The sequence below is a fragment of the Pedobacter sp. AC379 genome (assembly GCF_979258145.1).
The window spans coordinates 1131532-1156556 of record NZ_OZ409839.1; the positions used below are offsets into that span (position 1 = coordinate 1131532).

15 protein-coding genes are annotated in these 25025 nt (G+C 37.4%); 13 read left to right on the plus strand and 2 right to left on the minus strand.

What is annotated here, in order from left to right:
• The first annotated feature begins 448 nt into the window (after positions 1 to 448).
• The 12 genes from ACZZZW_RS05045 to ACZZZW_RS05100 all read left to right on the plus strand — a co-directional run bounded on the left by ACZZZW_RS05045 (position 449) and on the right by ACZZZW_RS05100 (position 21111).
• Positions 449 to 3463: a SusC/RagA family TonB-linked outer membrane protein gene (locus ACZZZW_RS05045; protein WP_463492464.1), complete on the plus strand. Its 3015-nt coding sequence runs from the start codon at positions 449 to 451 to the stop codon at positions 3461 to 3463.
• Position 3464: 1 nt separating this feature from the next.
• Positions 3465 to 5015 carry a RagB/SusD family nutrient uptake outer membrane protein gene (locus ACZZZW_RS05050; RefSeq protein ID WP_055908324.1) on the plus strand — a complete coding sequence of 517 codons (1551 nt, stop codon included), beginning with the start codon at positions 3465 to 3467 and terminating at the stop codon, positions 5013 to 5015.
• Between the two features lie 10 nt (positions 5016 to 5025).
• Positions 5026 to 6135 (plus strand): fasciclin domain-containing protein, encoded by a 1110-nt coding sequence (locus ACZZZW_RS05055; protein WP_235526055.1) that lies wholly within the window; start codon positions 5026 to 5028, stop codon positions 6133 to 6135.
• Between the two features lie 35 nt (positions 6136 to 6170).
• Positions 6171 to 7262, plus strand: a complete 1092-nt coding sequence (locus ACZZZW_RS05060; protein WP_157255401.1) for a DUF5007 domain-containing protein — start codon at positions 6171 to 6173, stop codon at positions 7260 to 7262.
• Between the two features lie 21 nt (positions 7263 to 7283).
• Positions 7284 to 10430: a SusC/RagA family TonB-linked outer membrane protein gene (locus ACZZZW_RS05065; RefSeq protein WP_055908321.1), complete on the plus strand. Its 3147-nt coding sequence runs from the start codon at positions 7284 to 7286 to the stop codon at positions 10428 to 10430.
• A gap of 11 nt (positions 10431 to 10441) precedes the next feature.
• Positions 10442 to 11965, plus strand: coding sequence for a RagB/SusD family nutrient uptake outer membrane protein (locus tag ACZZZW_RS05070; RefSeq protein WP_055908318.1), 1524 nt, complete (start codon positions 10442 to 10444; stop codon positions 11963 to 11965).
• A 19-nt stretch (positions 11966 to 11984) separates the two neighbouring features.
• A complete protein-coding gene (locus tag ACZZZW_RS05075; protein WP_463492465.1) occupies positions 11985 to 12725 on the plus strand; it encodes a fasciclin domain-containing protein in 741 nt (246 codons plus the stop codon).
• A gap of 33 nt (positions 12726 to 12758) precedes the next feature.
• A complete protein-coding gene (locus ACZZZW_RS05080) occupies positions 12759 to 14378 on the plus strand; it encodes a DUF5008 domain-containing protein (protein WP_055908312.1) in 1620 nt (539 codons plus the stop codon).
• Between the two features lie 36 nt (positions 14379 to 14414).
• A complete protein-coding gene (locus ACZZZW_RS05085) occupies positions 14415 to 16112 on the plus strand; it encodes a DUF4983 domain-containing protein (RefSeq protein ID WP_463492466.1) in 1698 nt (565 codons plus the stop codon).
• A 29-nt stretch (positions 16113 to 16141) separates the two neighbouring features.
• Positions 16142 to 17578 carry a PA14 domain-containing protein gene (locus ACZZZW_RS05090; protein ID WP_463492467.1) on the plus strand — a complete coding sequence of 479 codons (1437 nt, stop codon included), beginning with the start codon at positions 16142 to 16144 and terminating at the stop codon, positions 17576 to 17578.
• A 13-nt stretch (positions 17579 to 17591) separates the two neighbouring features.
• Complete coding sequence (locus ACZZZW_RS05095) at positions 17592 to 18425, plus strand: PKD domain-containing protein (protein ID WP_463492468.1); 834 nt, start codon at positions 17592 to 17594, stop codon at positions 18423 to 18425.
• Between the two features lie 256 nt (positions 18426 to 18681).
• Entirely contained in the window at positions 18682 to 21111 is a 2430-nt protein-coding gene (locus tag ACZZZW_RS05100) for a glutaminase family protein (RefSeq protein ID WP_463497720.1), read from the plus strand.
• 517 nt (positions 21112 to 21628) lie between these two features.
• Here ACZZZW_RS05100 and dinB read toward each other — a convergent pair.
• Both dinB and ACZZZW_RS05110 read right to left on the minus strand, forming a co-directional pair.
• Complete coding sequence (gene dinB / locus ACZZZW_RS05105) at positions 21629 to 22729, minus strand: DNA polymerase IV (protein WP_055908296.1); 1101 nt, start codon at positions 22727 to 22729, stop codon at positions 21629 to 21631.
• 369 nt (positions 22730 to 23098) lie between these two features.
• Positions 23099 to 23458, minus strand: a complete 360-nt coding sequence (locus ACZZZW_RS05110) for a response regulator (RefSeq protein ID WP_055908293.1) — start codon at positions 23456 to 23458, stop codon at positions 23099 to 23101.
• A gap of 282 nt (positions 23459 to 23740) precedes the next feature.
• On the opposite strand from ACZZZW_RS05110, the gene ACZZZW_RS05115 reads away from it, so the two are divergent.
• Positions 23741 to 24754, plus strand: a complete 1014-nt coding sequence (locus tag ACZZZW_RS05115) for a LacI family DNA-binding transcriptional regulator (protein ID WP_463492469.1) — start codon at positions 23741 to 23743, stop codon at positions 24752 to 24754.
• The last annotated feature ends 271 nt before the right edge of the window (positions 24755 to 25025 follow it).

The window sequence follows — 25025 nt, forward strand, 5'->3', positions numbered from 1 at the left end:
GCAAAGCGGACACCCTCTATTGTTCAGCGAGATATAGGACTCTTTATTAAATGCTTAGTAAAACGTTTAACTAGATTCAGGCTTAACAACAGAAAATTGTTCAATTTATTGTAATTAAGACTCAAAAATATCACTATCTGCTGTTTTATAGGATGTTAAAATATTAACAAATATTAATAATATTTAATTTTTTATGTCTCGATTTGACATTTATTTTAATAGAATTTAATATTATTACGTTGTTTTATAAAAATTTCATAAAAATGACATTTTGTTGTTAAAACGATTTAGTATATATATATTTGATTTAACCAAATGCTAAATTTTATGAGAATCCCTAACTATTACTATCGAAGTACCTGTCTTTCTAACCCGAGACCTATCTTGCCGTTTCCGAAAAACTAAGTTTTAAAAATCATTTTTTTTACCAATTAAAGATCCATTAACTATGCGATACTTATGGGCGTGCCTTGTCTTTTTTGCCGCGTTTACATTAAACGTTTTACCGACTTTTGCAGCGGGCAAAAAACTTCATAAAGGCCTAACAATTAATTACCTGGCATTTCAGGATACGACAAAAATTAAGATCGTAACTCTGAAAGATTCCTTGCGAAAAGACAGTTTAGACCAGATTAAGCAAAAAACACTTTACAACAAGCTTTCCGGAGGTGTAAAAAAAGATCCGAAAGATCTGTCTCTTTTTCCAGCCATTTCATTACAGCAAAATTTAAAGGGCAATTTTGCTGGTTTGTATGTTCAGGAGCCATCAGGCGAACCGGGCTCTATACAAAATATGTTTATCAGAGGGGCTGCAATGCCGCTATTGTCTAAAAAGGATTTATATGATGTACAGCCTCTGGTTGTGCTTGATGGAATCCCTTTGGTAAGGGAACATCCTTTCGCTTTTGATATACAACAATTTGACTTTAATAGAATCGGCCCTGCAACTAATTTATTGGCAGGTATCGATATGAATAATATTGCATCTGTTGAAGTACTAAAAGATTTGGGTTCTACTTCCATTTATGGCCCACGGGGTGTTAATGGTGTAATTGTGCTAACTTCTAAAACAGCAGTTGGTAAATACCGTTCAATTTCCTTCAATTCTTATATCGGTATGGTGCAAAAACCATCTGTTAATACCATTAATGGAAGATATGAAAATGAGTTCAGACAGCGGTTTTACGATATTTATACCACAAACGGCAGGTACTCTGATGATGAAGAATATCCGGTATATCTAAGTGATTCATTAAACAACGTATATAGCGGTAAATCAGATTGGACGGATTTGTACTATAAAAATGCCTTGGTATATGGCATTAATTTCTCGCTTGCGGGGGGTACCGACAGGGCTAACTTCAGGTTTGCATTGGGTAACACTAAAAGCGAGAGTGTAGCCGATCAAGCCGGCATAGATCGTTATAGTGCCACTTTTAATATTAATATGAAGCCCACTAAGTGGTTGCTTTTTTCTACCATGATTAATGCAAACCGCCTAAACCGTGATAGAAACAGGAACCTGCGCGATCGGTTTGCACAACTTAATTATTTTCCTGATTTAAGCGCCCCGCTTCCTCCCAACAAAGATTTTTATGCCTCTTATATACAGCAATACGCAAAAGGCTTTGATGATAATAAAACCAACAGCATTCAGGGATATGCCAAATTAGAAGGCACTTTTGGTAAGTTTAAAGTTATATCGGCCTTTAATGCCGATTACAGTGAAGGTTACAGGGATGTTTTTTATGCCAGAACGCTTTTGCAGGGCAACAGTTATGCCTCTAACTATTACGGCTTTAGCCAAAGGTTAATGATGGATAATAAAGTAACCTATGATTTAAATCTTAATCAGGTTCATGATTTTCATTTTGCAATAGGCCAATCTATGCAATGGGATATTTACAAATACAGTAACGCTTATGCTTATAAAGGTGTTAACGATTACATTAAAATCAACTTGCTCGATTCGAAACCTAAAAATGATGATGGTTCTGATAACGGAAATTATTTAATCCCGGTTGCTTTCCCTAGAGAATTAACTTATCGCTTTATTGATAAAACTGAAGATAATTTACTGTCTTTTTATGGCAAAGCCGATTATTCATTTAACGAAAAATATTTCTTATCAGCTATATTACGTTTAGATGGTTCTTCAAATGCACAACCAACAAGCCGCTGGTTTTATTCACCAACTATTTCTGCTGCCTGGAATATCAAAAATGAATTTTTGAAAGATAACAGATTGGTTGATGATTTGGTATTACGTGCAAGTGTTGGTAGAATGGGGCGTACATTTAGCTACGATAATTATGCACAAGGGCCACAATATACAGCTTCTGTTGGGTATACAGGTAACTTAACCGTGCCCGGCTATAACGCCTTTGGTGTGTTAACCCGTTCTTATCAGTTTGGCTGGGTGGGTTATGGTGTGCCTTGGTCGTATTCCGATCAGGTTAATATCGGTGCCGATGCTGCATTGTTAAAAAACCGTCTCCAACTTTCGGTTGATCTTTACAGCAAAACCGATAAAAACCAATTAATTGGTATTCCTGCTTATGCCGAATACGGTTATAAGCAATCTATCGAAAGCGGGATGTCAGTTAATAATATGGGGGTTGATGTAACCATCAGCGGTCAGGTAATTGCCAAAAGTAAATTCTCCTGGAATTCTGCCTTAAACTTTAATCACAATTCGAACGAACTGAAAGCCCTGCCTAGAGGTTTGGACCAGCTTGTTGTAGGTAACAGGTTTTTAAAGGTTGGCCAGCCTTTAGATCAATATTGGTTATTGGTTAATAATGGTATTTACACTTCAGATGGGGATGTGCCGGTAGTTAATGGACAAAAATTAAAATACAAAGGAATTGCTTTAAAAGCTGGCGATCCACGTTGGCAGGATCAAAATGGCGATAATACCATTGATGATGATGATAAAGTATTAAAAGGCCACTCTTTACCAACTATTGCAGGTGGTTTTGATAACAACTTTAAATATGGCAACTGGAGTTTAGGCACAAGCTTATATTTTAATTTAGGTAGAAAGCTAATTAACCAGGAGATGGCCAACCGTTTTGATTTCGTTAACCGCGAAGGCAATACAGATATCAATTCTGTAAAAGAAATTACCTTTTGGGAAAAACGCGGCGATTACTCAAAATACCCGCTTTATAACCCTTGGAGTACGGTAATTCCTTATCGCGCAGATCAGGATCTTTTCTTAGAAAATGCATCATTTTTGAAATTGAGGCAGGTATCGTTAGGTTACGATCTTGGCAACCTGCTTAGTAAGAAAAACATCAAAATCAGTAAACTTTTCGTGTACGGTGCAGTGAGTAATATTTTCACCCTCACACCTTACACCGGTCAGGATCCTGAATTGGTTAGCTACGATGGCGTTGATACAGGCTATGGCCAGCCAATTCCAAGAACATATACTGTAGGTGTTAAAATGGAGCTATAAGATGAAAACAAGAACTAACGAAACATCAAGCAAGATGAAAAATATTTTATACATACTTCTGATTTCTATAGTGGCCTTAGCGAGCTGTAATAAAGCTTTAGAAACAGATTCTACCAGAGTTGTTGGCGAAAAAAATGCCTGGAATACAGTAGAAGATGCCCGATCTGGAATTTTAGGGGTTTATGCTTTAACAAGGGCTGCTTTATCAGATAATAACGGTCACTGGATTTATGGTGATGTAAGAACAGGAGAGTTTTTAAGTCCTAAAAGGCAGGATTTAAAGGCAGTTATCGGTAATAATTTAAATGCATCATATCCGGTACTCGAGTCGTTATCCGATTGGACAAGGTTTTACGCCATTGTTAATGGTGCCAACGTTTTTTTAGAAAATATAGCACATGTGAAAGAAACAGATAAGCGTTACACCAGCAATAACATGACTGTTGATATTGCCCAAGCTAGATTTTTAAGGGCTTTTGCTTATTTCTATATGGTTAGGATTTGGGGAGATGTACCTTTTATAACCTCTTCGGATGAAGGTAAGTTTACCGATAAACCACGTGAAAGCCAGGCAAGGGTTTTAGCATGGGCCGAACAGGAAATTTTAAAAGCAGCAGCCGATATGCCATTCATTTATAGTGGTGGTGATGTGCAGCAGCCTACTGATTATTATAATGAAACATCAGGAAGATGGGGTGGTGCTTTGGCTACCAAAGTTACAGCCTATGCCATTTTAGCCCATATAGCAGCCTGGAATGGTGATTACACCAATGTTGCTAAATATGCCAAATTTGTTGAAGATAATTATAACAGAAGTGCAGGTGGTTTTACTTCAAGTGGTGATCTATCAAATTCTAACGGGTTCTTTTACAATAAAAACACCAGACAAATGTTTGGTTTTAACTCCGATTACGGACATGTTGATGGCTCATCTACAGGGCACATTGAAGAGCTAACCCTGGCTGAGCCGGTTATGACCAAATCAGTACCGGATATATACCTGCCAAAAGATTCGATCTTAAAATATTTCAATATCGCTAAAGATCAAAGGTTTGCCGTTGATACTTTAGGACAAGCGAAATATGATGGCAGATACTTTACAAATTTAAACGGTAAGTATCCCATTTTCAGCAAAATCAAAGTGATTCAGGGCGGAGGAACAGATCCGAACTTCAGGTATTTTACCAGTGCTTTAATTTTTACCAGGTTAGAAGATATTGTACTCTTAAGGGCAGAAGCTCTATCGGTTTTAGGCGATCAAAATGGTGCTTTAAATGAATTGCTTGTTGTACAAAGCAGAAGATTTGAAGACCCTATAGAACTGCTTAACTCACTAAATACCAATGATATTATCAAAGTCATTTTCGAAGAGCGCCACCGCGAATTGTTGGGCGAAGGTTCTAGATGGTACGATTTGATCCGCTACAATAAGATTAAACAAAATGACGCCAAATTTATGAACCTCATTAACTCTGGCGGCATTTACTGGCCAATATCAAGAAGACTTATTTCTCAAAATAGTTTATTAACCCAAAATGCTTACTGGCGCTAATTATACGGATATGAAAAATTCAATAAAATACATGAGCGCTTTAGCAATTTTAACGTTGCTAATTCTAGTCAATGCAGCTTGCAAAAAAAACGGAGGGTTTTATGATGCTCCAGAACAGGATGTAACCTTTGCCGGTAGTACTTACGATTATTTAAAAAGCAAACCAGGCGTTTTCGATTCGCTAATTGTAGCAGTTGATCGAATGGGTTTGAAAAAAACATTAACCGATAGTAATGTTACTTTATTTGCTGTAACAAATCCAAGTTTTCAACTGGCTTTAAGGAACTTAAATACTTTAAGAAAACTATCAGATAAAGATCCACTTTTTTTAGCCAATATTGATGCGGTTCAGTTAGATACAATGACCTCTTATTATATTATCAGAGGTAAAAAAACAACTGATTCCTTAAAACTTCAGGATGGTTTAAACTTAACCAGTGTACATATTGGTTACCCGATGCATGCCAGCATTACCAACATCTCTGCTTCAGGCCAGGTTGGCGCAGGGCCGGCAGTTATCAATTTTGATAATACCAAAAAAAGCAAATTTGTTCGCAACTGGGCAACAAGTACAACCTCATCAAACAACATTAAAACCAAAAATGGCGTGGTACACGTAATCAGTGCCGATCACGTATTCGGTTTTAATGAGTTCGTTACCAGGTTAACTTTTGTACCACCACCACCAAACCTATACCTCGAAATAGGTGGTGTGTTTTCATCTAACCGCGAAAATGGCGGAGGTATAACCAGTGGCGAAAATTCGAGAAAAGTGATTGATGGAGATGACCATACTAAGTTCTTAGCTGATTTGCAGGGTGAATTGTGGATGAGGTTTGAACTTAAAACCCCTGCAGTGTCATCGGTTTATACCTTAACCTCTGCAAATGATGCCAACGAAAGGGATCCAAAAGCCTGGACTTATGAGGGCTCTATGGACGGTGTAAACTGGGTAGAATTGGATAGAAGATCTAACTTCTTCTTCGAAGAAAGGTATCAGCAAAAGATTTTCAGGTGCACAAATACTGTTGCCTATAAATTTTACCGCATTGATATTACCGAACTGCGAAACAGCGGATTATTCCAGTTGGCAGAGTTTACCATAAACAAAACGAAATAATGATGCGGAATAGAAACATTAAAATAAAGACTCCAATGAAATTTATCATAAATAAATATTTTGCGCTCCTTTTACTTGCCCTCACTGTTTTTTGTAGCTGTAAAAAGATTTTCGACCTGCCTGACGAGAAGGATTATATGAGTAATAATGTGAATTTTAGCAATAAAATTCTCGAGCCTATAATTGGCAGAACCAATCTGATCGGTGGCTTTAACAGCGACAATTCAACCAATCCGATTACGTTTGAAATTTTGAATGTTAGATATGGCGATGGAAAACCAGTAACAGATCTTTTTATAACTGCACCTACTTACGTATGGATTGCACCTTATACAGGTTTAGAAAAAAGCCTCGCCGAGATCGAAGCAAAGAGAAAAATAGAAACGCATCCAATATTTGAAATGCGTTCATCAGGCGAATTTATTTTATGGCCTTCGGCAACCAATCAGATATTAAAGCCCCGTCCGACAGATAGTACCAATTTCGCTCAGGATACGCGCTTTTTTGATGTTAAAGTGAAAAATACAGGTGGAGAAAGGTTGATCAGGGATTTTCAGATCAGACCGTTCAGGGAGCGCCCTTACGAGCCATCGAATGATTTTAACGCCTATACAGGTTTGCCTGCGCCTGATCCAAAATTTCCGTTAGATAAAACTCTTCGGGATTATATCCGCCCTTATCTAAACAACGTAATCGGTGCTACATCTAACTTACCGCTGGTAAGTAATAATGATAAAAAGGACGCAATCGTTTACATCCGTCCATTTACTTCCGGTGGTAACGGGCATTCGCTTAGAATTAAGGTTTTGAACAAAGATTCTGTAGAAATTAATCCATCTGCATTTAATGAAACCGTTTGGGACAAAATGATCCATGGATTTAATATTCAAAAAACAGATAAATATGTGCAATACGATGTTGCTTATCCCATTCCATTGGTAGAGGTTCCAACATCTTACGCAACCGGAGGATCAAGAGCAAAAGTGGAACTGAGCTACTCCAGAATAGGTTTTGGAGGTGTACGTACAGTGGGCAATTTCGGTATCGATTTCGCCATTTATAAGGCAGGTGACTGGGAGATCGTATTTTATTTCAAAAACGAAAACCCAAAATTTGCTAACGAATAGTTGATCAATAAAGCTAATATTATGAAAAGAAATATACTTTTATATACATTACTTATTGTATGTATAATATGTTGTACGAATGCCTATTCGCAAGAAAAAAATATCATTATAAATGGTAGGGTTTTAGATAAAGACACAAAACAAGGCGTTCCAGGAGTATCAGTGGTTTTACAAGCCACCAATAAAGGCCTAACACAAACCAATGGCGATGGAAAGTTTTCTGTAAATGTACCTGTTGGAGGCACACTTTTATTTAAATTTTTAGGTTACAACACCTCATCGGTTAAAATTACCAATCAAACAAATATTACAGTTACCATTAGCGAAGACCGTAAAGATCTGAACGATGTTATCATTGTAGCTTATCAAAATAGGCCAAAAGAAACTACTGCCGGTTCGGTAACCGTGCTAACCAATAAAGATGTAGCAGATGTACCTGTATCCAATATAGAAACCTTATTACAGGGTAAAGTACCGGGATTAAATATCCAGAACAATACGGGTGCTCCGGGTTTTAGAGGATCGGTACAGCTTCGTGGTTTGTCGAGTTTAAGTATATCCGGTAGCGGTAACGATTCATTTCTGCAACCTACATCGCCACTGTATATTATTGATGGTGTGCCTTTGGATGCAGATAAAGCAGCTGAATTTGGTTTTCAAACACAAGGTCCGGGAGTTAGTCCGCTTTCATTAATCCCTCAGGAAGATATCGAAAATATCCAGATCCTGAAAGATGCACAGGCAACCTCCATGTATGGATCGAGAGGTGCTTATGGTGTAATTATTATCACTACAAAAAGAGGTAACTCTAAAGTGCCACGTATTAAATACGTATCTAACTTTTTCGTTAATTCTCCACCAAAATTACGCGAAACCTTAGGTGGTAATTCCGAGCGTTCATTAAAAATTCAGCAGATCATTTTAAATGCTCAAACCATTAATCAAATCAGGGGAATAAGTAATACACCTTTTCTTGCCGATAGCTTAAATGCCTATTGGAATAATTCTACCAATTGGCAGGATGTATTTTACCAAACTACCTTTAACCAAAGTCATAACCTGGCTTTAGATGGCGGTGATCAAAAGTTTAATTACAAAGCCAATATGGGTTATTATTCCGAAAAAGGTGTTATTAAAAACACAGGTTACAACCGCTATAATTTAAACATGAACATGGAGTTTAAACCGAATGATAAATTTAGATTTTTCGGTTTTGTTAACGGTTCAGTTGGTAAACAAAATAAAGGTAACGGTGCCGGTTTACTTCAATCGGGAGTAGCTGCCAACGGGCAGGCCTCAACACTTTTGCCGCCACCATCATTTTATCAGGCATCTGGTGGGGTATTATCGGCCTTACAAACTTTAAATGATAATAACTCTCGAAATTTAAGAGCAAATATTGATGCCCGCTATGAATTTATTCCGGGTTTGGCAGCTTCATCAACCTTGAGTTACGATTATACATCAGATACTGAAACCACATTTACACCTGCTGCGGCAAACGGACAGTTTGCCAAACTGTATGATTATAATGGAAGAAATTTCCAGTTGTACAATAGAAATGCCATTACTTATGCAACATCGATTGGCGAAAAACATAATTTCTTTATCAACACGTTTAATGAGATCTATAAACAAGGCTCACAATCGTCAATAAGTCGGCAGGAGAGAATTCCGAATGATCAGCTTCAGGGCCCAATTGGTATTGATGGTTTTTATTCAAGAGGTGGTGGGGTTTTAAGTAGCTATAGAAATGCTACAATTGCCTCATTCGCAGGCTCATTATCGTACGATTACGACAAAAAATATGTTGCTGAATTTTCTTACCGTTTGGATGGTACATCATCAAGCGGTTTAGAAAATCCATATTCTAAAAACTCATCAGTTGGTTTAAGGTGGAACTTTAACAAAGAAAACTGGTTAACCGATAAAAAATGGTTGGATTATGGTAGTTTAAGGTTAACCTGGGGGCAAAATATTGTGCCAACAGGTAATCTTCAAAGTATTTATGGTATTTACAACCTTAATGGAAATTACAACAATACCCAAACCATTGGTATAGATTACGATTTAATTCCAAACCCGGCATTAAAGCCAACTACAACAAGTCAATACAATTTGGGGCTTGATATCGGTTTCCTGAACAGATTCTCGATCGTTGTTGATACCTATTTCAAAAAAGTAGATAATTTATTGTTCGATCGTATTTTATCCAATACTACAGGTTTTAACAAATTATCAAGCAACGATTTAGGAATTGCAAATTATGGTACCGAGATCAGTCTAAATGTGAAAGCCATTACCAGTAAAGATTTTGATTTGTCATTTTCAGTAAACGGCGCTTATAACCGCGATGTGCTTTTAAAATTGCCTGAAGAATATAACGGTCAATATATCCGCTTTGATGGTTCCAGTTACCTGCAACATAATGTTTTCCGTGTGGGTAGAAATACTCTTTCCAACTATTTAAGAATTAACCAGGGTGTTTACCGCACGGATGGTGATGTACCTGTAGATCCGGTTACCGGAAAAAGGTACCAAACCAACAATACCTTCTTTTATGGAGGAGACCCGATTTTAAAAGATGTAAATGGCGATTACATCCTGGATGGAAGAGATTACGAAATTACCGGAAACTCACAGCCATTGTTTACAGGGGGTTTATCATTTACCATGAGGTATAAAAACTGGGGCTTAAATATGTATGCAAGTTATACCGCAGACAGAACAATTTTGAATAATGCCCTTGCCGATCGTATTGCCATTATGAAAGATCCTTTTGCATTAAATGCGGTAGTGCCTTTAGGTGATTTAAACATCTGGCAATCACCTGGTGATGTAGCCAAGTACCCATACCCTTATGATTTTGCCCGCTACGGAAGTATACAGCCATTAAGAGCCGATCAAACCTTATGGCAAGAAAGTGGTTCGTACCTGAAAATCAACAATTTAACGCTTTCTTATATGTTCGATAAAAAGTTGATACGCAGATTCGGACTTGCCAATTTAAGGATATTTGGTTCAACCAATAACTTAATTACCTTTTCTAAGTATAGTGGTCCAAATCCAGAAAATGTAACCGCATTAGGGCGCGATATTTCAAATGGATATCCTGTACCACGTACCTATAATATTGGTTTAAACTTAGAACTTAATACAGGCAACTAAAAATATTTATTATGAAAAAAGTTATCATTTACACTTTAGTTATTGCGGCATCTTTTTGCTTGCCTTCATGTAAAAAGTTTTTAAACGTACAGCCTTTGGATAAATTAACGGGTAACAACTATTTCCAGTCTAAAGAAGATGTTGTTGCCAATATTTACGATTTATCGAGGATTGTTTTTAGTAAAATAAACGAAACACACTATGTTGGTGCGGTTGGAGAATATAGGTCAGGTGAAGTGCTGCACGAAAGCCAGTCTGATAATGCCCCATCGCGAGAATATGTAGAATATTTGGGCAGAAACGATATATTAAATCTAATCAGAAGAGGGCAGCCCTGGGATTACTACAATTTTGATAGAATAACAAATTGGACAGGTTATTACAGGGCCATTCAAGGTGCAAACATCCTAATTGCAAAATTAGATGAGGGCGTACCAGGCGTTAACGATACCGAAAAAGGACAGTTTAAAGCTGAGGCTGCTTTTATCCGCTCACTTTGCTATTTCACCATGGTACGGTTATTTGGAGATGTTGTTTACTATACAGATGCATTTCACTCTACCTCATTACCACGTGAAAATTTTGTTTCTGTACTGAATAAATGCATCGCCGATTTAAATAGCCATAAAAACGAAATTCCATTTACTTATAGCGATCCTGCTTTAAAAGGTGTACGGGCAAGTAGAGGCAGCATTATTGCCTTAATGATGGAAATGAATATGTGGAATGCCGGTTTCGACAATGCAAATGCAAAAAAATATTATGAGGCTACCGCAGATTTAGGTAAAGAACTGGTTGCCAGTAATGCCTATCGGTTATTGCCGCTTAGCGAATGGTCAACCGTGATCAAAGGTCGTTCAGAAGAAAGTTTGTTTGAATTTTATCAAAGTATCAATTATGGAGATGCAGTATTGAACGTTGCGCCAATTGCCGATATGTTTTTGCATTACCCATATAAAAGGCCCGAGTATACCCACCGTGTAAGTTTTGCTTATTACAGGGGAGAGTATATGCAGAAAATTTTTCAGGATGGTAGTGATAAAAGAATAACCACCTGGTTTAACGAAGATATTTTTGCTGATAACGGAAAGTTCATGTTGTTGAAATATGCAAAAAACTCCTTCATTGTTGGTGAGGAAGATGCCAACCCTGATAATACTTTTATGATTTTCAGGTACGGCGGCGAATTGCTGCTTTATGCAGAAGCCCTTGCCAATTTAGGAGAAGATGCAGCGGCCATTGTATTGGTGAATAAAGTAAGAGAGCGTGCACAAGCAACAAAATACAGTGGTGGCGGAGGCTCAGAACTGAAAGATTTTATCTTCTACGAAAGATCTAGAGAGCTTATCGGCGAAGGCCACCATTACTTCGATCTGGTTAGAACCAAAAGAATTTTAAACAGTCAGTTTTCTTACAATGTACTTACATCAGATAAATTTAGTCGTGGTGCCTGGACCTGGCCTATCAGCTCAGATGCTGTGAACAATAATCCATTTATGAAACTGAATGAATACTGGGTTAATGGTGGTAATTAATTATTATAATAAAAGATATATGAAAAAGCTAATTTTTGCTTGTGCTGCTGTACTGCTTATATTAAATGCTTGTAAACGTGATGAATATTATCGTGATGGAGGATTGGCTGATCCTAATTTTAAAGGTAACATGCTTCAGTACCTGCAGGCTAAAAAAGTTCCTTTTGATACTGTAGCTAAAATTGTAAAGCTGGCGGGCTTGGAAAGTATGTTTTCTAATGATGACTTCACTTTTTTTGCATTCGATGATGATGTTATTAAAAGAACAATTGGAACAATTAGAACTGATGGGTTAAATAATTTTCTTTATTACTCAGGAAAAGATACCGTTAAAACTTTGGATCAGATTAGCCCGGCGATATGGAAAAAATATTTAATGCGCTATATGTTTAAAGGGGTAAACAGGTTAAAAGACTATCAACAGATAGATTTTGATGTGAGGACAGTTTATCCGGGTGGCTTATACTATTCGCTTGCAGGCAACATTGCCAACATTGGCGTAACCTATGCCACCGCAAACAATATCAAATACATCGGGTACCGCCAACTAAATTTAACTTATATACCAGATGCTTCAAAGCCTAATGATGATTGGCGTATAAATAAAGTATCATCATCAGATATAAAACCTACCAATGGTGTAGTACATGCTTTAGCCTTTAATGATATAGTGAACGGCGCCTATTTTGGATTTAACCGCGATGATTTTTACAGCGACGTATATTTTAGTGGTTTAGCTCCGTCTGATCCCACAAAATAAGTCATAACAGGTTTTACCTCAAGATATAAAACAATGAAAAATATTAAATTTATACTCGCAATAATCACTTTGATTGCTTTTAGCTTTCAAGGATGTAAAAAAGCAGACGAAGTGATCCCCGATCCTTATGCAGATGCAAAATCACCCCTGGGTGTGGCCATTTCGCAAACTGATATCCCTGTTCCGGCAGTAGGGCTGGTGGGTACAACAGTAACCATTAAAGCATCTGGCTTTGATAAATATAAAGATCAGTTGAGCTTTATGTTCAATGGCGAAAAAGGCGAAGTACTTAGTGTAACCGCTACTGAAATAAAAGTTAAAGTTCCTGAAACTGGAAGTACAGGCGTTACGTCTATCGCCATTGGCGATCAATTATTTATTGGCCCAACATTTACCGTAACCGGCCTCATCCAGGTCGACCCTACTTTTAAAGCTACAGCCGGTACTAATGGGTATGTAAGCCAGTTTTACGAAATGCTTGATGGACGGGCAATTGTTGTTGGTAATTTTACCAATTTCGATAATAAAGGGGGTGTAGTTCCAATTAACCGAATCGCCAGAACATCAATTGATGGCGAATATGACCGTACATTCCGTACCGGAAAAGGTGCAAATGGAGGCTTATCCAGTATTGTAGAAATTGGTAACCGTTTTATTGTAGCAGGTGGCTTTAGCGGATTTAACCAGCGTGCTGATAACATCAGCAACATTACCAGTTTGTTTACAAGCGGAGCAATTGACACTGTAAAAATTCAGACTAAAAGAAAACCAACAGCCACCGACACTGTTACGCAAAAGTGGTTTCCGAAGTTTAACGGTGGTACAAATGGTTATATTGACCGTGTATACAAACACCAGGGAAAAATTTTAGCAACCGGCGATTTTAGGTTTTACGTAAAAAGAACTTACGATAAGTTTAATTACGATTTATCAAGGGATACTGTAATATTGGACAGTACAGAAATTCGACAGATTTTACGCTTTAATTTAGATGGCAGTCTTGATAAAACATTCCGTTTTAACACCGTTACCAATAAGGGAAAAGAAAGTGCAAACGGACGTTCGTATACTTATATGCATACCGATGCAGAAAAGCTTGAAAAACTGGTTGTATTCGGTAATTTTAATACGTTTGATGGTCAGCCGGCCAATCGCATTGTGAGGTTAAACCCTGATGGAAACATTGATCCTACTTTTACTCCTGGCTCAGGAGCAGATAACTCCATAATTTCGTGTGTATATAATGCAACTACAAAAAAATATGTAATTACCGGAATTTTTAGCCAATATAATGGTAAACCAGCATTTGGTTTGGCCGTACTAAATGATAACGGGACTTTAGATGAAACATTCTCTTCAAGATCATTTGAAGGAGGCTATCCTAGTTTTGCGAAACAGCTTAATAACGGATTAATTGTGGTAAGCGGATCTTTTATAAAATATGGAGCTATTACCAGAAACGGTTTTATGGTTTTAACGCCATCAGGTACATTGGCAAAAGGATACAATGCAACAGGTCCGTTTACAGGAAAATTATCTGATGTTATAGAAACAAAATCTGCAGATGGTAAAAAAGCATTATTGTTAATCGGCGAATTTTATCGTTTTGATAATTTACCATTGTATCACATTATTAGGGTAACCATCGAATAATAGATTAAGCTAACCAAAATATAAATTAGGATGAGTATGATGAAAAAATATAAATTATTGATTGGCTTAATCGCAGCAATAATCACTACGGCTATATTTTCTTGTAATAAGGAGTTCGACAGAACAATTGGAGATAAGAATGCCAACGATACCACAACTGTAAAATACGGAAACCGTAAGGTGCTCTATTTAATTGTTGATGGGGCAAGGGGCCAATCTGTTTTAGATGTCAATACACCAAATATCGATGCAATTTTACCACACTCCATTTACAGTTGGGTGGGGTTAAGCGACCTTGATGCAGCCGCAAATGCAACCAATTGGGCCAATATGTTAACCGGTGTTTCAAAAGATAAACATCAAGTTACAACTGATGCGCTAACCAATAACGACCTGCAGAATTATCCAATAATTTTTAACAGAATTAAAGAAACGAGTGCAAAAAGTAAAATTGTTACCTACACTTCATCAACTGTATTTAAATCATTAACAACAGGAGCTGATGTAAGTAGCCTGGTGGCAAATGATGATGCCGTAAAAGCAGGATTGATAAGTAACTTAAACAGCGATACAGCAACTGTTGTTGTGGGCCATTTTACTGGGATTAATGCAGCAGGAGCAGCATCCGGGTACGACATTTCTTTTCCGGCTTATAAAACAGCTATCGAAAAATTCGATACTTCGGTAGGTGAAATTTTGGCCGCTTTAACAAAACGACCAAATTACAATAATGAACAATGGTTGGTTGTTATTGCATCAAGTGCAGGCGGCCAGTTTACCTTGCCCCCAAATGCCGATGATCAAACCATTTTTAGCCAGCCTAAAGCCAACTCATTTGTTATTTATTATACGCCAACATATAGCAAACGGATTCTTACCAAGCCATTTACCGGAAACCGGTACCTAGGTAAAACAATCCGCTTTAAAGGGAAAGATGTTAGGGCGCAAATTGATAGCGTTGATGCGACTGTTTACAATATAGACGATACCACAAAAGTAACCATAGAGCTTAAGGTTAAAAAGAATGAAGAAAAATTTTTCTGGCCAAGTGTTTTGGGTAAACGTAACGAGTGGTCTAGCGGTCACCCAAGTGTGGGTTGGGTAATTTATCTGGAAGAAGATTATTGGTATTTCGAATGGAGAGGTACCAAGGATGGAGATTACCATCAATGTAGGGGAGGCAGTTTTAGCAAAGGAAAATGGACAAATTTAACCGCTAAAATCGAGGTGCGTAATGGCCAAAGATTTGTTCGTACCTATACCAACGGTAGCTTTAATAATGAAGAAGAAATTACCGGATCAGGTTCATTAGCAAACTCAAATTCCCTAAAATTAGGTTATTTAAACGGCAATGGCCATGGAGAGCCTGATGTATATGTAAGTGATATCCGTTTCTTTAAATTTTCTGTTCCAGATGGAATGATCAGTAATTATGCCTGTCAAACCTCTATTGATCAGAGCCATCCATACTTTAATTTCTTGGTAGGATACTGGCCTGCAACTGATGGTAACGGTAACATTATGGCCGACTTGAGTTCTCAGGCACATGATTTCAAATTTCAGGGAATTTATACCTGGGAAAATTTTAACGATTTAATCTGCCCGCCAGCACCAGAAACACTGGCCATATTTGTTCCGCAAACTTCAGATATACCAGCACAGGTTATAAACTGGTTAAAAATTGCCAATAAGCAATCTTGGAGGTTAGATGGCCGAGTTTGGTTAGATCAGTAAGGATTATTCGATAATTAACATATCATAAAATGAAAAAAATTATATACATCGCATTGGTAAGCCTAAGCATCATTGGTGTTTATTCTTGCCGCAAATCACAGGTAGAGGATTTAAAACTCCCCGATCCCAATACCAGGAGTATTACAGGAGATGGCATTGTAGCCGGAAATGTTTCTATCGACAACGAATTTGTTAAAGTCCCTTTCAAAATTTCCCTAACAGGAATTGCAGAAGAAGCATTTCAGGTTGGTTTAACTTTAAATAACGATACCGTTACCCAGTTAATTAAAAATGGTTCAATTACGAATGGCATACTTATGCCATCAGCCGGAGTAGAATATCCGAACGTAATCAACGTAGCCTTTGGAACAGATAACAGCGAGGGTATTGCCATTGTACGCAGGTCAGTATTGGAACGTAATTATGGTAAAAAGGTTGTTTTTGCCTTAAAACTTTCGGCCCCGGGCAAAGGAAATAAAATTGCAGCCGGTAAATCTACTATTGTAGTGATAATTAATACTGCCGAGTTGTTAAAACCAACTGATATCCATTATCTAAGCTTAAATGGGGGTGGTACTTATACCGTGGTTTATCAAGGCAATTACATTATAGGTCCGGCAGGAGTAACCATACCGCTTACAATAAGTTTGGAAAACCAGCCATCTACAGCATTCAATGTTAAAATCAAAGAGAACATAGATACCATTGCCACTTTGGTGGGAAAAGGAACTTTACCTGCGGATGCAATCCATCTGGCAGCGAAAGATTATTCACTTGATACTTTAGTTCGATTTGCTACAGGAGCAACAAGTGCAACCGTAAGGCTTCAGATCCCATGGCCTGTATTTGATGCGAATATTGTTGCAAATAAGAAATTTGCATTTGCTTTAAATATCAGCGATGCAACAAACCACGTAATTCATCCAACAAAAAGCAAGTTAATTGTGGTGATAGATCCGAATGTAAATTTGGATAACAATTCTTATATCACCGGAAACGGGACTGGTTTAACTGCAAAATATTATACCAATACACAATTGGATCCGGATGACGGGCGTGCACCATTTGTAACAAGGGTTGATGAAACCATTAACTTTAGTGGTGATGGATGGCCGGATAATGTTAAAAATACCAGCGGAACGCAGTTAAGCAGAGATAATTTTGCAACCAGGTGGAAAGGTGAGTTTTTGGCTCCGGTACGCGGCACTTACACCTTCTATCAAACCCGTTGGGATGATGGATCAAGATTATATGTAAACGGAGTTGCCTTAGTAAACGATTATACCACCCAATGGGATAAAGATACACGTAAGGGCACCATATTTTTAGAGCGCGGCAAACGGTATACAATTGAGGCACATCACCGTGAAAATGTAGGTGGGCAGCAAGCTTATTTAGAAATTGAAGTACCGGATATCTTGTCGAAAAGAGTAATACCAAAATCTCAATTATTTCCAACACCTTAAATATTAATAAGATATGAAAAATAACACAAAAAGATTATTCAGTATTCTATCTCTTTTAATACTTATTGTAATTACAACAGTAAAGTGTAAGAAGGATGCAGAAGAGGTGATTCCGGTAGTGGATGAACCTAAACCTACAGCAGGTTTTGATTACACGGTAGCAAGCCCAACCAAGTTTTTAGAATATCAGTTTACCGGAAGCTCTACCAATTATAAAACATTGCTTTGGCAATTTGGCGATGATAGTACATCAGTAGCAGTTAATCCAAAACATGTTTATCGTTTTCCAGGCAAATATAAGGTTACTTTAACCACGAGAAACGGACAAGGTTATTCAGCTTCTAAAGAGGTTTTGTTAAATATTGTAGATCCTAATTTCGACCCAACGAAAATTGGCGAAAATTATATGCAAACTATTGGCGGTAAATATTCTGTCAACCTCGAAGCTGGTGCAGGTGCCGATTCTAATGAGGGATCGAAAAAACTGGTTGATAATGATATTAAAACCAAATTTTTGCAAGCAGGTTTTGATGGTACCCAGAGGTGTACTTTCGAACTCGCAACGCCACAGGTTGTTGGTGCTTATACGCTAACTTCAGGAAATGATGCCGAAGATAGAGACCCAAGGTATTGGATTTTGCAAGGATCATTAGATGGCATCCAATATACCGATTTACATACGGTAACTACTTGTCCTTGGCCAAATCAAGGCGAAAGAAATGTAACCAAAAGATATTATTTCGATAATTTTGTAGCCTATAAATTCTATCGTTTATACATTAAAGCCAACAGAGGAAGTAGAGTTTTCCAACTATCTGAGTGGACAATCAATAAAAAACAACACTAATTCATTTTAGCACTTATACACAATTTGAAAGATACATGGAGCTTAAAAACTTCATGTATTTTTTTGAAGTTTATTTTTAATTGTCTAAATGACAATTAAAAGTTTCAATTCACGCTCAAAAGTTAATTATATTTTATACTTTAGTAAAACGTTTAACTATAGTTAAAATCTAACCAGAATATAATATCAGATTTCAATACACACACAAATTATGAACAAAATCAACACTTTTAAACGCATAGGCATACTGGGCTGCATGTTTATTGGCAGTTTGCTTAAGGCACAGGAGCGAAAAGCCCCGGCTTATCCCTTAATCACGCACAATACCTATTTCAGTATCTGGTCTACCACCGATAAATTAAATGAATCTGCTACGCAACACTGGACAGGTGCCGATCATTCTCTATTGGGTATGATTAACGTTGATGGCAATATTTATCGTTTTTTAGGTAAAGAAACCACTACTTACAAAACTGTTGTACCCGCTTCTGATGAAAAAGGATATGAAGTAAAATATACTGAAACAGAACCTCAGGGCGATTGGAAAGCTGAGCAATATACTGCAAGCAACTGGCAAACCGGTACAGCACCCATTGGCGATGATGCAAAGAATGTTAAAACCCTTTGGAAATCTCACGATATCTGGGTACGAAGAACCTTTAATGTTGCCAATCCAGCATCTATAAATGAACTTTTTCTAAAAATAAACCACGATGATAACATTGAAGTTTATTTAAATGGGAAAAAAATTTATAACAAAGAAGGGTGGACAAACAGTTTCCAATATATCGCTTTAAGCAATGGTGATAAAAGCACATTAAAAGCAGGTGCAAACGTAATCGCCATCCACTTATTAAATACCGCTGGGGGCCGTTTCCTTGATTTTGGCTTGGTTGAAAAACTGAAAGATAATGCCGAAAAGGTGCAGGTTGCAAAGCAAAAAAGTGTCGATATTAACGCTACACAAACCATTTATAACTTTACTTGTGGTAAAATAGATCTTAAATTAACCTTTACTTCGCCATTATTAATGCAAGATTTGGGCTTGTTTGCCCGTCCGGTTTCTTATGTTTCTTACCAGGTAAAAGCCAATGATGGTAAAACGCACCAGGTAAAAGTTTTGCTAAGTGCATCATCAAATATTGCCGTTTACCGTCCTACGCAAGAAGTTACCGCAAGCAAATACAGTACCGCCAAGTTATCGGTACTAAAAACAGGTACAGTAGAACAGCCAATTCTGCAAAAAGCAAGTGATGATATGCGTATTGATTGGGGTTACTTTTATGTAGCTGCACCAAAAGCAAATAATGCAATACAATTTGTAACCGCAGAAAAAGATGCATCAGATGCTTTTAGAAAAGGCAATTCTGCTTCAACAGCTAAGCAGGGCAAAATGCTGGCTCTAAATACAATTGTTCCTTTCGGTGCGGTAGGCAAGGCCCCTGTAGAAAAATATGTAGAATTGGGCTACGATGAAATTTATTCAGTTCAGTATTTTAATAAAAATTTAAGGCCATGGTGGAACACCTCAGGTAAAGAAACCATAGAAGCACAATTAACTGCAGCAGCAGATGAATACAAAAATGTGATTCAGAAATGCGAAGCTTTTAACAAAACTTTATATGCCGATGCATTAAAATCAGGTGGCAAAGAATATGCAGATCTATGTGTTTTAGGCTATCGCCAGAGCATTGCAGCACATACTTTGGTTAAAAGTCAGCAAGGTGAAATTTTATGGTTATCAAAAGAAAATAACAGTGGTGGTTTTATCAATACTGTTGATGTAACTTACCCATCAGCACCATTATACCTGATATATAAGCCAGAATTGTTGCAGGGTATGTTGAACGGAATTTTTTATTTCAGCGAAAGCGGGAAATATCCTCATCCATGGGCAGCTCATGATTTAGGTACATATCCATTGGCAAATGGACAAACTTATGGTGAGCCAATGCCTGTGGAAGAATCGGGTAACATGATTATTTTAACTGCCGCCATTGCAAAAGCGCAAGGAAATGCTAATTATGCAAAAGCACACTGGAAAACATTAACCACCTGGGTTGATTATTTAACAAAAGAAGGTTTAGATCCGAAAACGCAGCTCTGTACCGATGATTTTGCCGGTCACCTTGCCCGTAATGCCAATTTATCGGTAAAAGCGATTGTGGGTATTGCCTGCTATGCACAAATGGCTAAAACATTGGGTTATGATGATGTGGCTAAAAAATACCGCGCAATTGCTGAAAGTATGGTGCCAAAATGGATTGATATGGCTGATGCAGGCGATCACTATGCTTTAACTTTCGACAATAAAGATACCTGGAGCCAAAAATATAATCTGGTTTGGGATAAGGTTTTAAATTTAAATCTGTTTCCTCAGAAAATTTACGATACCGAAACCAAATATTACCTAACCAAACAAAACAGGTATGGCATTCCGTTGGATAGCAGAAAAGCATATACAAAAAACGATTGGATTTTGTGGACAGCTACTTTCGCCCCAACACAAAAAGAATTCGAAGCCTTGGTACATCCAGTTTACAAACATGCCATTGAAACCGATTCGAGAGTGCCGCTTAACGATTTTTATGATTCAAATACCGGTATACGTGATAATTTTAAAGCCCGTAGTGTTGTAGGCGGTTTTTATATGAAAATGCTTGCCGATAAATTAGCTGGCAAATAAGATTACCTATAAATTAACAATCAAAGGTTCTGCATTAATTTGTAGAACCTTTTTGTTTTTGTTCCCATGGTCTGTGTCCCCACAGACCGCATAGATAATTCTATATATTAATGCTGGGCTATACTCTTGTTTGGAGTCTCATCTTCCGAAATTAATGTTGTTGTATAAAGCAGGAGATATTTATTATTTGACCTATCGGTCGGTGTCTCACCGACCGAAATAACCAAGCTAAACAATAGCTTTACTCCCTGCAACCCTCAAAATGGAATGCTATTCTGGCCATTTAGCCCCGGTTGAAGCGTTACCCTGCAGCAACGAGGTACGAGGCAGCGAAGCGTAAAAGCGCAAAACGGGAGGAAACGTATTATTATGTACAGGCCTTGCGCTCCAAAAAATAAAGATTGTGTAATTATTCCTTTCCATTTGGCTATGCCCTTCTACTACGCTCAAGGTGACACTGTTTTTCGTTTGACCTATCGGTTGGTGTCTCACCGATATACAATGGCCAAAAGTATTTTTAAAACTCAAACTCCAGCTGATTGTCTTCAGGTTTTTCGATCACTACATCATCATAAAACCTTGATAAAGTTATTCCTAAAAGCCTTACCTGTGTTGTGCCAATTGCCGCTTCATCTAAAAGTTTAATGGCTTCGGCGTAAATCACTTCTGCTTTATTTATTGGGGTAGCAAAAGAGCGACTGCGGGTAATGAGCTTAAAATCAGCAAATTTAATTTTTAAGGTAACTGTTTTGCCACTCAGCTGGTGTTTTTCTAGTCGGGTGGCCACCGTTTCGCTAATTTGCTTCAATAGGTCGTGCATTACCGAATCTTCGTTGGTATCTTCCGAAAAGGTATCTTCGGCACCTACAGATTTAGCTTCGCGGTTTGCCCTAACCGGGCGTTCATCAATGCCACGGACTATTTTATAATAAAACCGCCCTGATTTTCCGAATTGAGCAACCAGTTGCGATTCCGTTAATTTTTTTAAATCCGCTCCAGTATTAATCTGCATGGCTTTCATTTTTGCTGCCGTAACCTTGCCTACTCCGAAAAACTTTTCAACGGGGAGTTTCTCCATAAAAGCCTTAATTTTCGAAGGACCGATAAACGTTAAGCCATCGGGTTTATTCATGTCAGACGCTACTTTAGCCACAAATTTATTGGTAGATACCCCTGCCGAAGCTGTTAAATTTAACTCATTTTTAATTGCATCTTTGATCGATTGTGCAATGTCGATTGCAGAGCCAATTCCCAATTTATCTACGGTAACATCGAGGTAGGCCTCATCTAGTGATAAAGGTTCGATAAGATCTGTATAACGGCTAAAAATTTCTCTAATGGCTTTAGAGGCAGTAGTATACGCATCAAACCGCGGATATACAAAAATGGCCGATGGACAGAGCTGATAAGCCTTGCTTGATGGCATTGCCGAACGGATTCCGTATTGGCGGGCTTCATAACTGGCTGTAGATACCACTCCTCTACTATCGGGTTTACCGCCAACTACGAGTGGTTTACCTCGGTATTCGGGGAAATCGCGCTGCTCTACAGATGCATAAAAAGCATCCATATCAATGTGGATTATCTTTCTTAACGCTATTGAGGTTTCATCGGGCATGTAGAATAGCTAAATTTCGCTATTTTTTTAGTATTTTAATATAAGATTTTTTTCTTTACACAATATGGCGTGTTGCAATCGTTTTACACAAATGAAAATCGGGAATGTGAATGATATAAACTGCTGATCAATGAATCAATCAGATATGAAGATTTATAAATATAGAAGCAGGCGTTAAAACGAGGTATTTTACTAAAATGTACTCAGGAAACTAAGTTTGATATTAAGGTCATTAAAGTAATGATCTTAGGGTTCTATTGCCTTGGTAATTATAAGGGATAATTAATGGTAAGTTTTAAACCACATTCAATTAATAACGATTTTTGCTTTGTAATGAATTAAGGATGAAGTTTTTAAGACGATATCAAACTAATTCAGCAACATATCTACTTTATTCAGCAATGAATCCATTTCGAATGGTTTTTCCATAAAATCGTTTGCCCCGGCGTCCATTGCCGATTGCCTGATATCTCTGCTGGCAGAAATCATTAAAATGGGAATCGCCATAAATTCGGGGTCGTTTTTAAGTTGCTTGCATATATCCCTGCCATCGTGGCCACTCATCCAAATATCAAGTAAGATTAAATCTGGTCTGTTTTTTACAGCATCTATTACCGCACCACCATCATACGTATATTCTACGTCATAACCCATCACTTCCAAAATCATAGTAACAGCGTCAACAATGCCCTCATCATCATCTGCGATGAGTATTTTTTTATTTGCCATTTTGTAATTTTATTTTCATTCAGTTTCGTTTAGCGTAGGTAGGTGCGAAAATGTTTAATAGTATTACTATTAAAGCTGTAAAGATGCTTTTTGTTTTAAAAAAAATGAATATTTATTTGAATAATTTATTGGTTCGGCGGTCGTCACTTTTTTAATGTTGGCATTGCTTGCAATTGGGCAATAGCTATAAATTGATAAATTGTGGTTCTTAACAAATATTTGGTGCATTTATAGTTTATATTTACAGCATTAATTCAAATTAATTGAGTTAAATAGCCAAAAATGGATAGTATTAATATTAAGAAGTTAGCAGAAGCTTTAAATTTATCTACTTCTACAATTTCGCGGGCTTTTAGAGATAATAGTGACATTAATGATGTTACCAAAGCACGCATATTATCTAAAGCGAAAGAATTAAACTACCAGCCCAACCATTACGCCAGTAATTTAAGGGAGCAGAAAAGTAAAACTATTGCGGTTATTGTGCCCGAACTGGCCAATAATTATTTCTCGCAGGCTATTCACGGTATAGAGCGCGTAGCGCGTGAAAATGGCTACCACATTCTGATTTATGTAACGGATGATGATTACAAAAAAGAAGTCAACTTTATACGCCATTTACACAATGGTAGAGCAGATGGTATTGTAATGTCGGTTTCTGGTGAAGCAAACGACCACAATTACCTGAATAAATTTGGTGCTAAAAGATTGCCCCTGGTATTTTTCGATAGGATTTACGAAGATATTGATACGCCGAGGGTAATTACCAACGATTATAACAGCAGTTTTTTGGCTACCGAGCATTTGATAGAGCAGGGCTGTAAACGTGTTGCCTACCTGGTTGTGAATAAAAGTTTATCAATCGGTAAAACACGTATGCAAGGTTATATTGATGCATTGACCAAACATCAGGTTCCTTTTGAAGAAAACCTGATTGTAGATTGCAGCAATAGTTATGAGGAAAACAGCACTATCATAAAAAATGCCTTAACACAATTAAAACCAGATGGCATTTTCACTTCGGTAGAGCGTTTGGCCTTTGCTACATATTATGCCTGTTACGACCTCAACCTTAATATTCCCAAAGATTTAAAAGTAATCAGTTTCTCCAGTCTTGAAATTGCGCCATTGCTAAATCCTTCGCTTACCACCATCACTCAGCCGGCAGCTGAAATAGGGGAGCAGGCCGCAAAATTATTGTTTACCATTTTAGATGATCATGCTGATAAAAACGAATCAAATGAGGTGGTTTTAGAGTCGAAAATCATCAAGCGGAATTCGACAAAAAAAGATTAAAAAAGGCCCTTAAAAACAGGGCTGTTTTGAACTCCAAATTCTCAAAAAATTTCCTCACTTAGTGTAAAATACGCAGAATTCTGACCGATTTTCGGGAACGTTCCCGAAAGATGACTAAATTTTGATCTAATTTTTTCGGGAACGTTCCCGAAAAAAGCCTCAAAAATGGCTTAGTGTAGAATTTACACTTTAATTTGAAATTTAACATTTATAAGTAATTGATTTATAAACGATTAAATATTTAACAATTATTTAATGTGACTTATTATGG

Bases quoted from the DNA above. Each gene is read 5' to 3' on its own strand.
- ACZZZW_RS05080 (WP_055908312.1), top strand. From the start codon at position 12,759: ATGAAAAATATTAAATTTATACTCGCAATAATCACTTTGATTGCTTTT.
- ACZZZW_RS05095 (WP_463492468.1), top strand. From the start codon at position 17,592: ATGAAAAATAACACAAAAAGATTATTCAGTATTCTATCTCTTTTAATA.
- ACZZZW_RS05060 (WP_157255401.1), top strand. From the start codon at position 6,171: ATGAAATTTATCATAAATAAATATTTTGCGCTCCTTTTACTTGCCCTC.
- ACZZZW_RS05045 (WP_463492464.1), top strand. From the start codon at position 449: ATGCGATACTTATGGGCGTGCCTTGTCTTTTTTGCCGCGTTTACATTA.
- ACZZZW_RS05075 (WP_463492465.1), top strand. From the start codon at position 11,985: ATGAAAAAGCTAATTTTTGCTTGTGCTGCTGTACTGCTTATATTAAAT.
- ACZZZW_RS05115 (WP_463492469.1), top strand. From the start codon at position 23,741: ATGGATAGTATTAATATTAAGAAGTTAGCAGAAGCTTTAAATTTATCT.
- ACZZZW_RS05070 (WP_055908318.1), top strand. From the start codon at position 10,442: ATGAAAAAAGTTATCATTTACACTTTAGTTATTGCGGCATCTTTTTGC.
- ACZZZW_RS05085 (WP_463492466.1), top strand. From the start codon at position 14,415: ATGATGAAAAAATATAAATTATTGATTGGCTTAATCGCAGCAATAATC.
- ACZZZW_RS05055 (WP_235526055.1), top strand. From the start codon at position 5,026: ATGAAAAATTCAATAAAATACATGAGCGCTTTAGCAATTTTAACGTTG.
- ACZZZW_RS05090 (WP_463492467.1), top strand. From the start codon at position 16,142: ATGAAAAAAATTATATACATCGCATTGGTAAGCCTAAGCATCATTGGT.
- ACZZZW_RS05065 (WP_055908321.1), top strand. From the start codon at position 7,284: ATGAAAAGAAATATACTTTTATATACATTACTTATTGTATGTATAATA.
- ACZZZW_RS05100 (WP_463497720.1), top strand. From the start codon at position 18,682: ATGTTTATTGGCAGTTTGCTTAAGGCACAGGAGCGAAAAGCCCCGGCT.
- dinB (WP_055908296.1), bottom strand. From the start codon at position 22,729: ATGCCCGATGAAACCTCAATAGCGTTAAGAAAGATAATCCACATTGAT.
- ACZZZW_RS05110 (WP_055908293.1), bottom strand. From the start codon at position 23,458: ATGGCAAATAAAAAAATACTCATCGCAGATGATGATGAGGGCATTGTT.
- ACZZZW_RS05050 (WP_055908324.1), top strand. From the start codon at position 3,465: ATGAAAACAAGAACTAACGAAACATCAAGCAAGATGAAAAATATTTTA.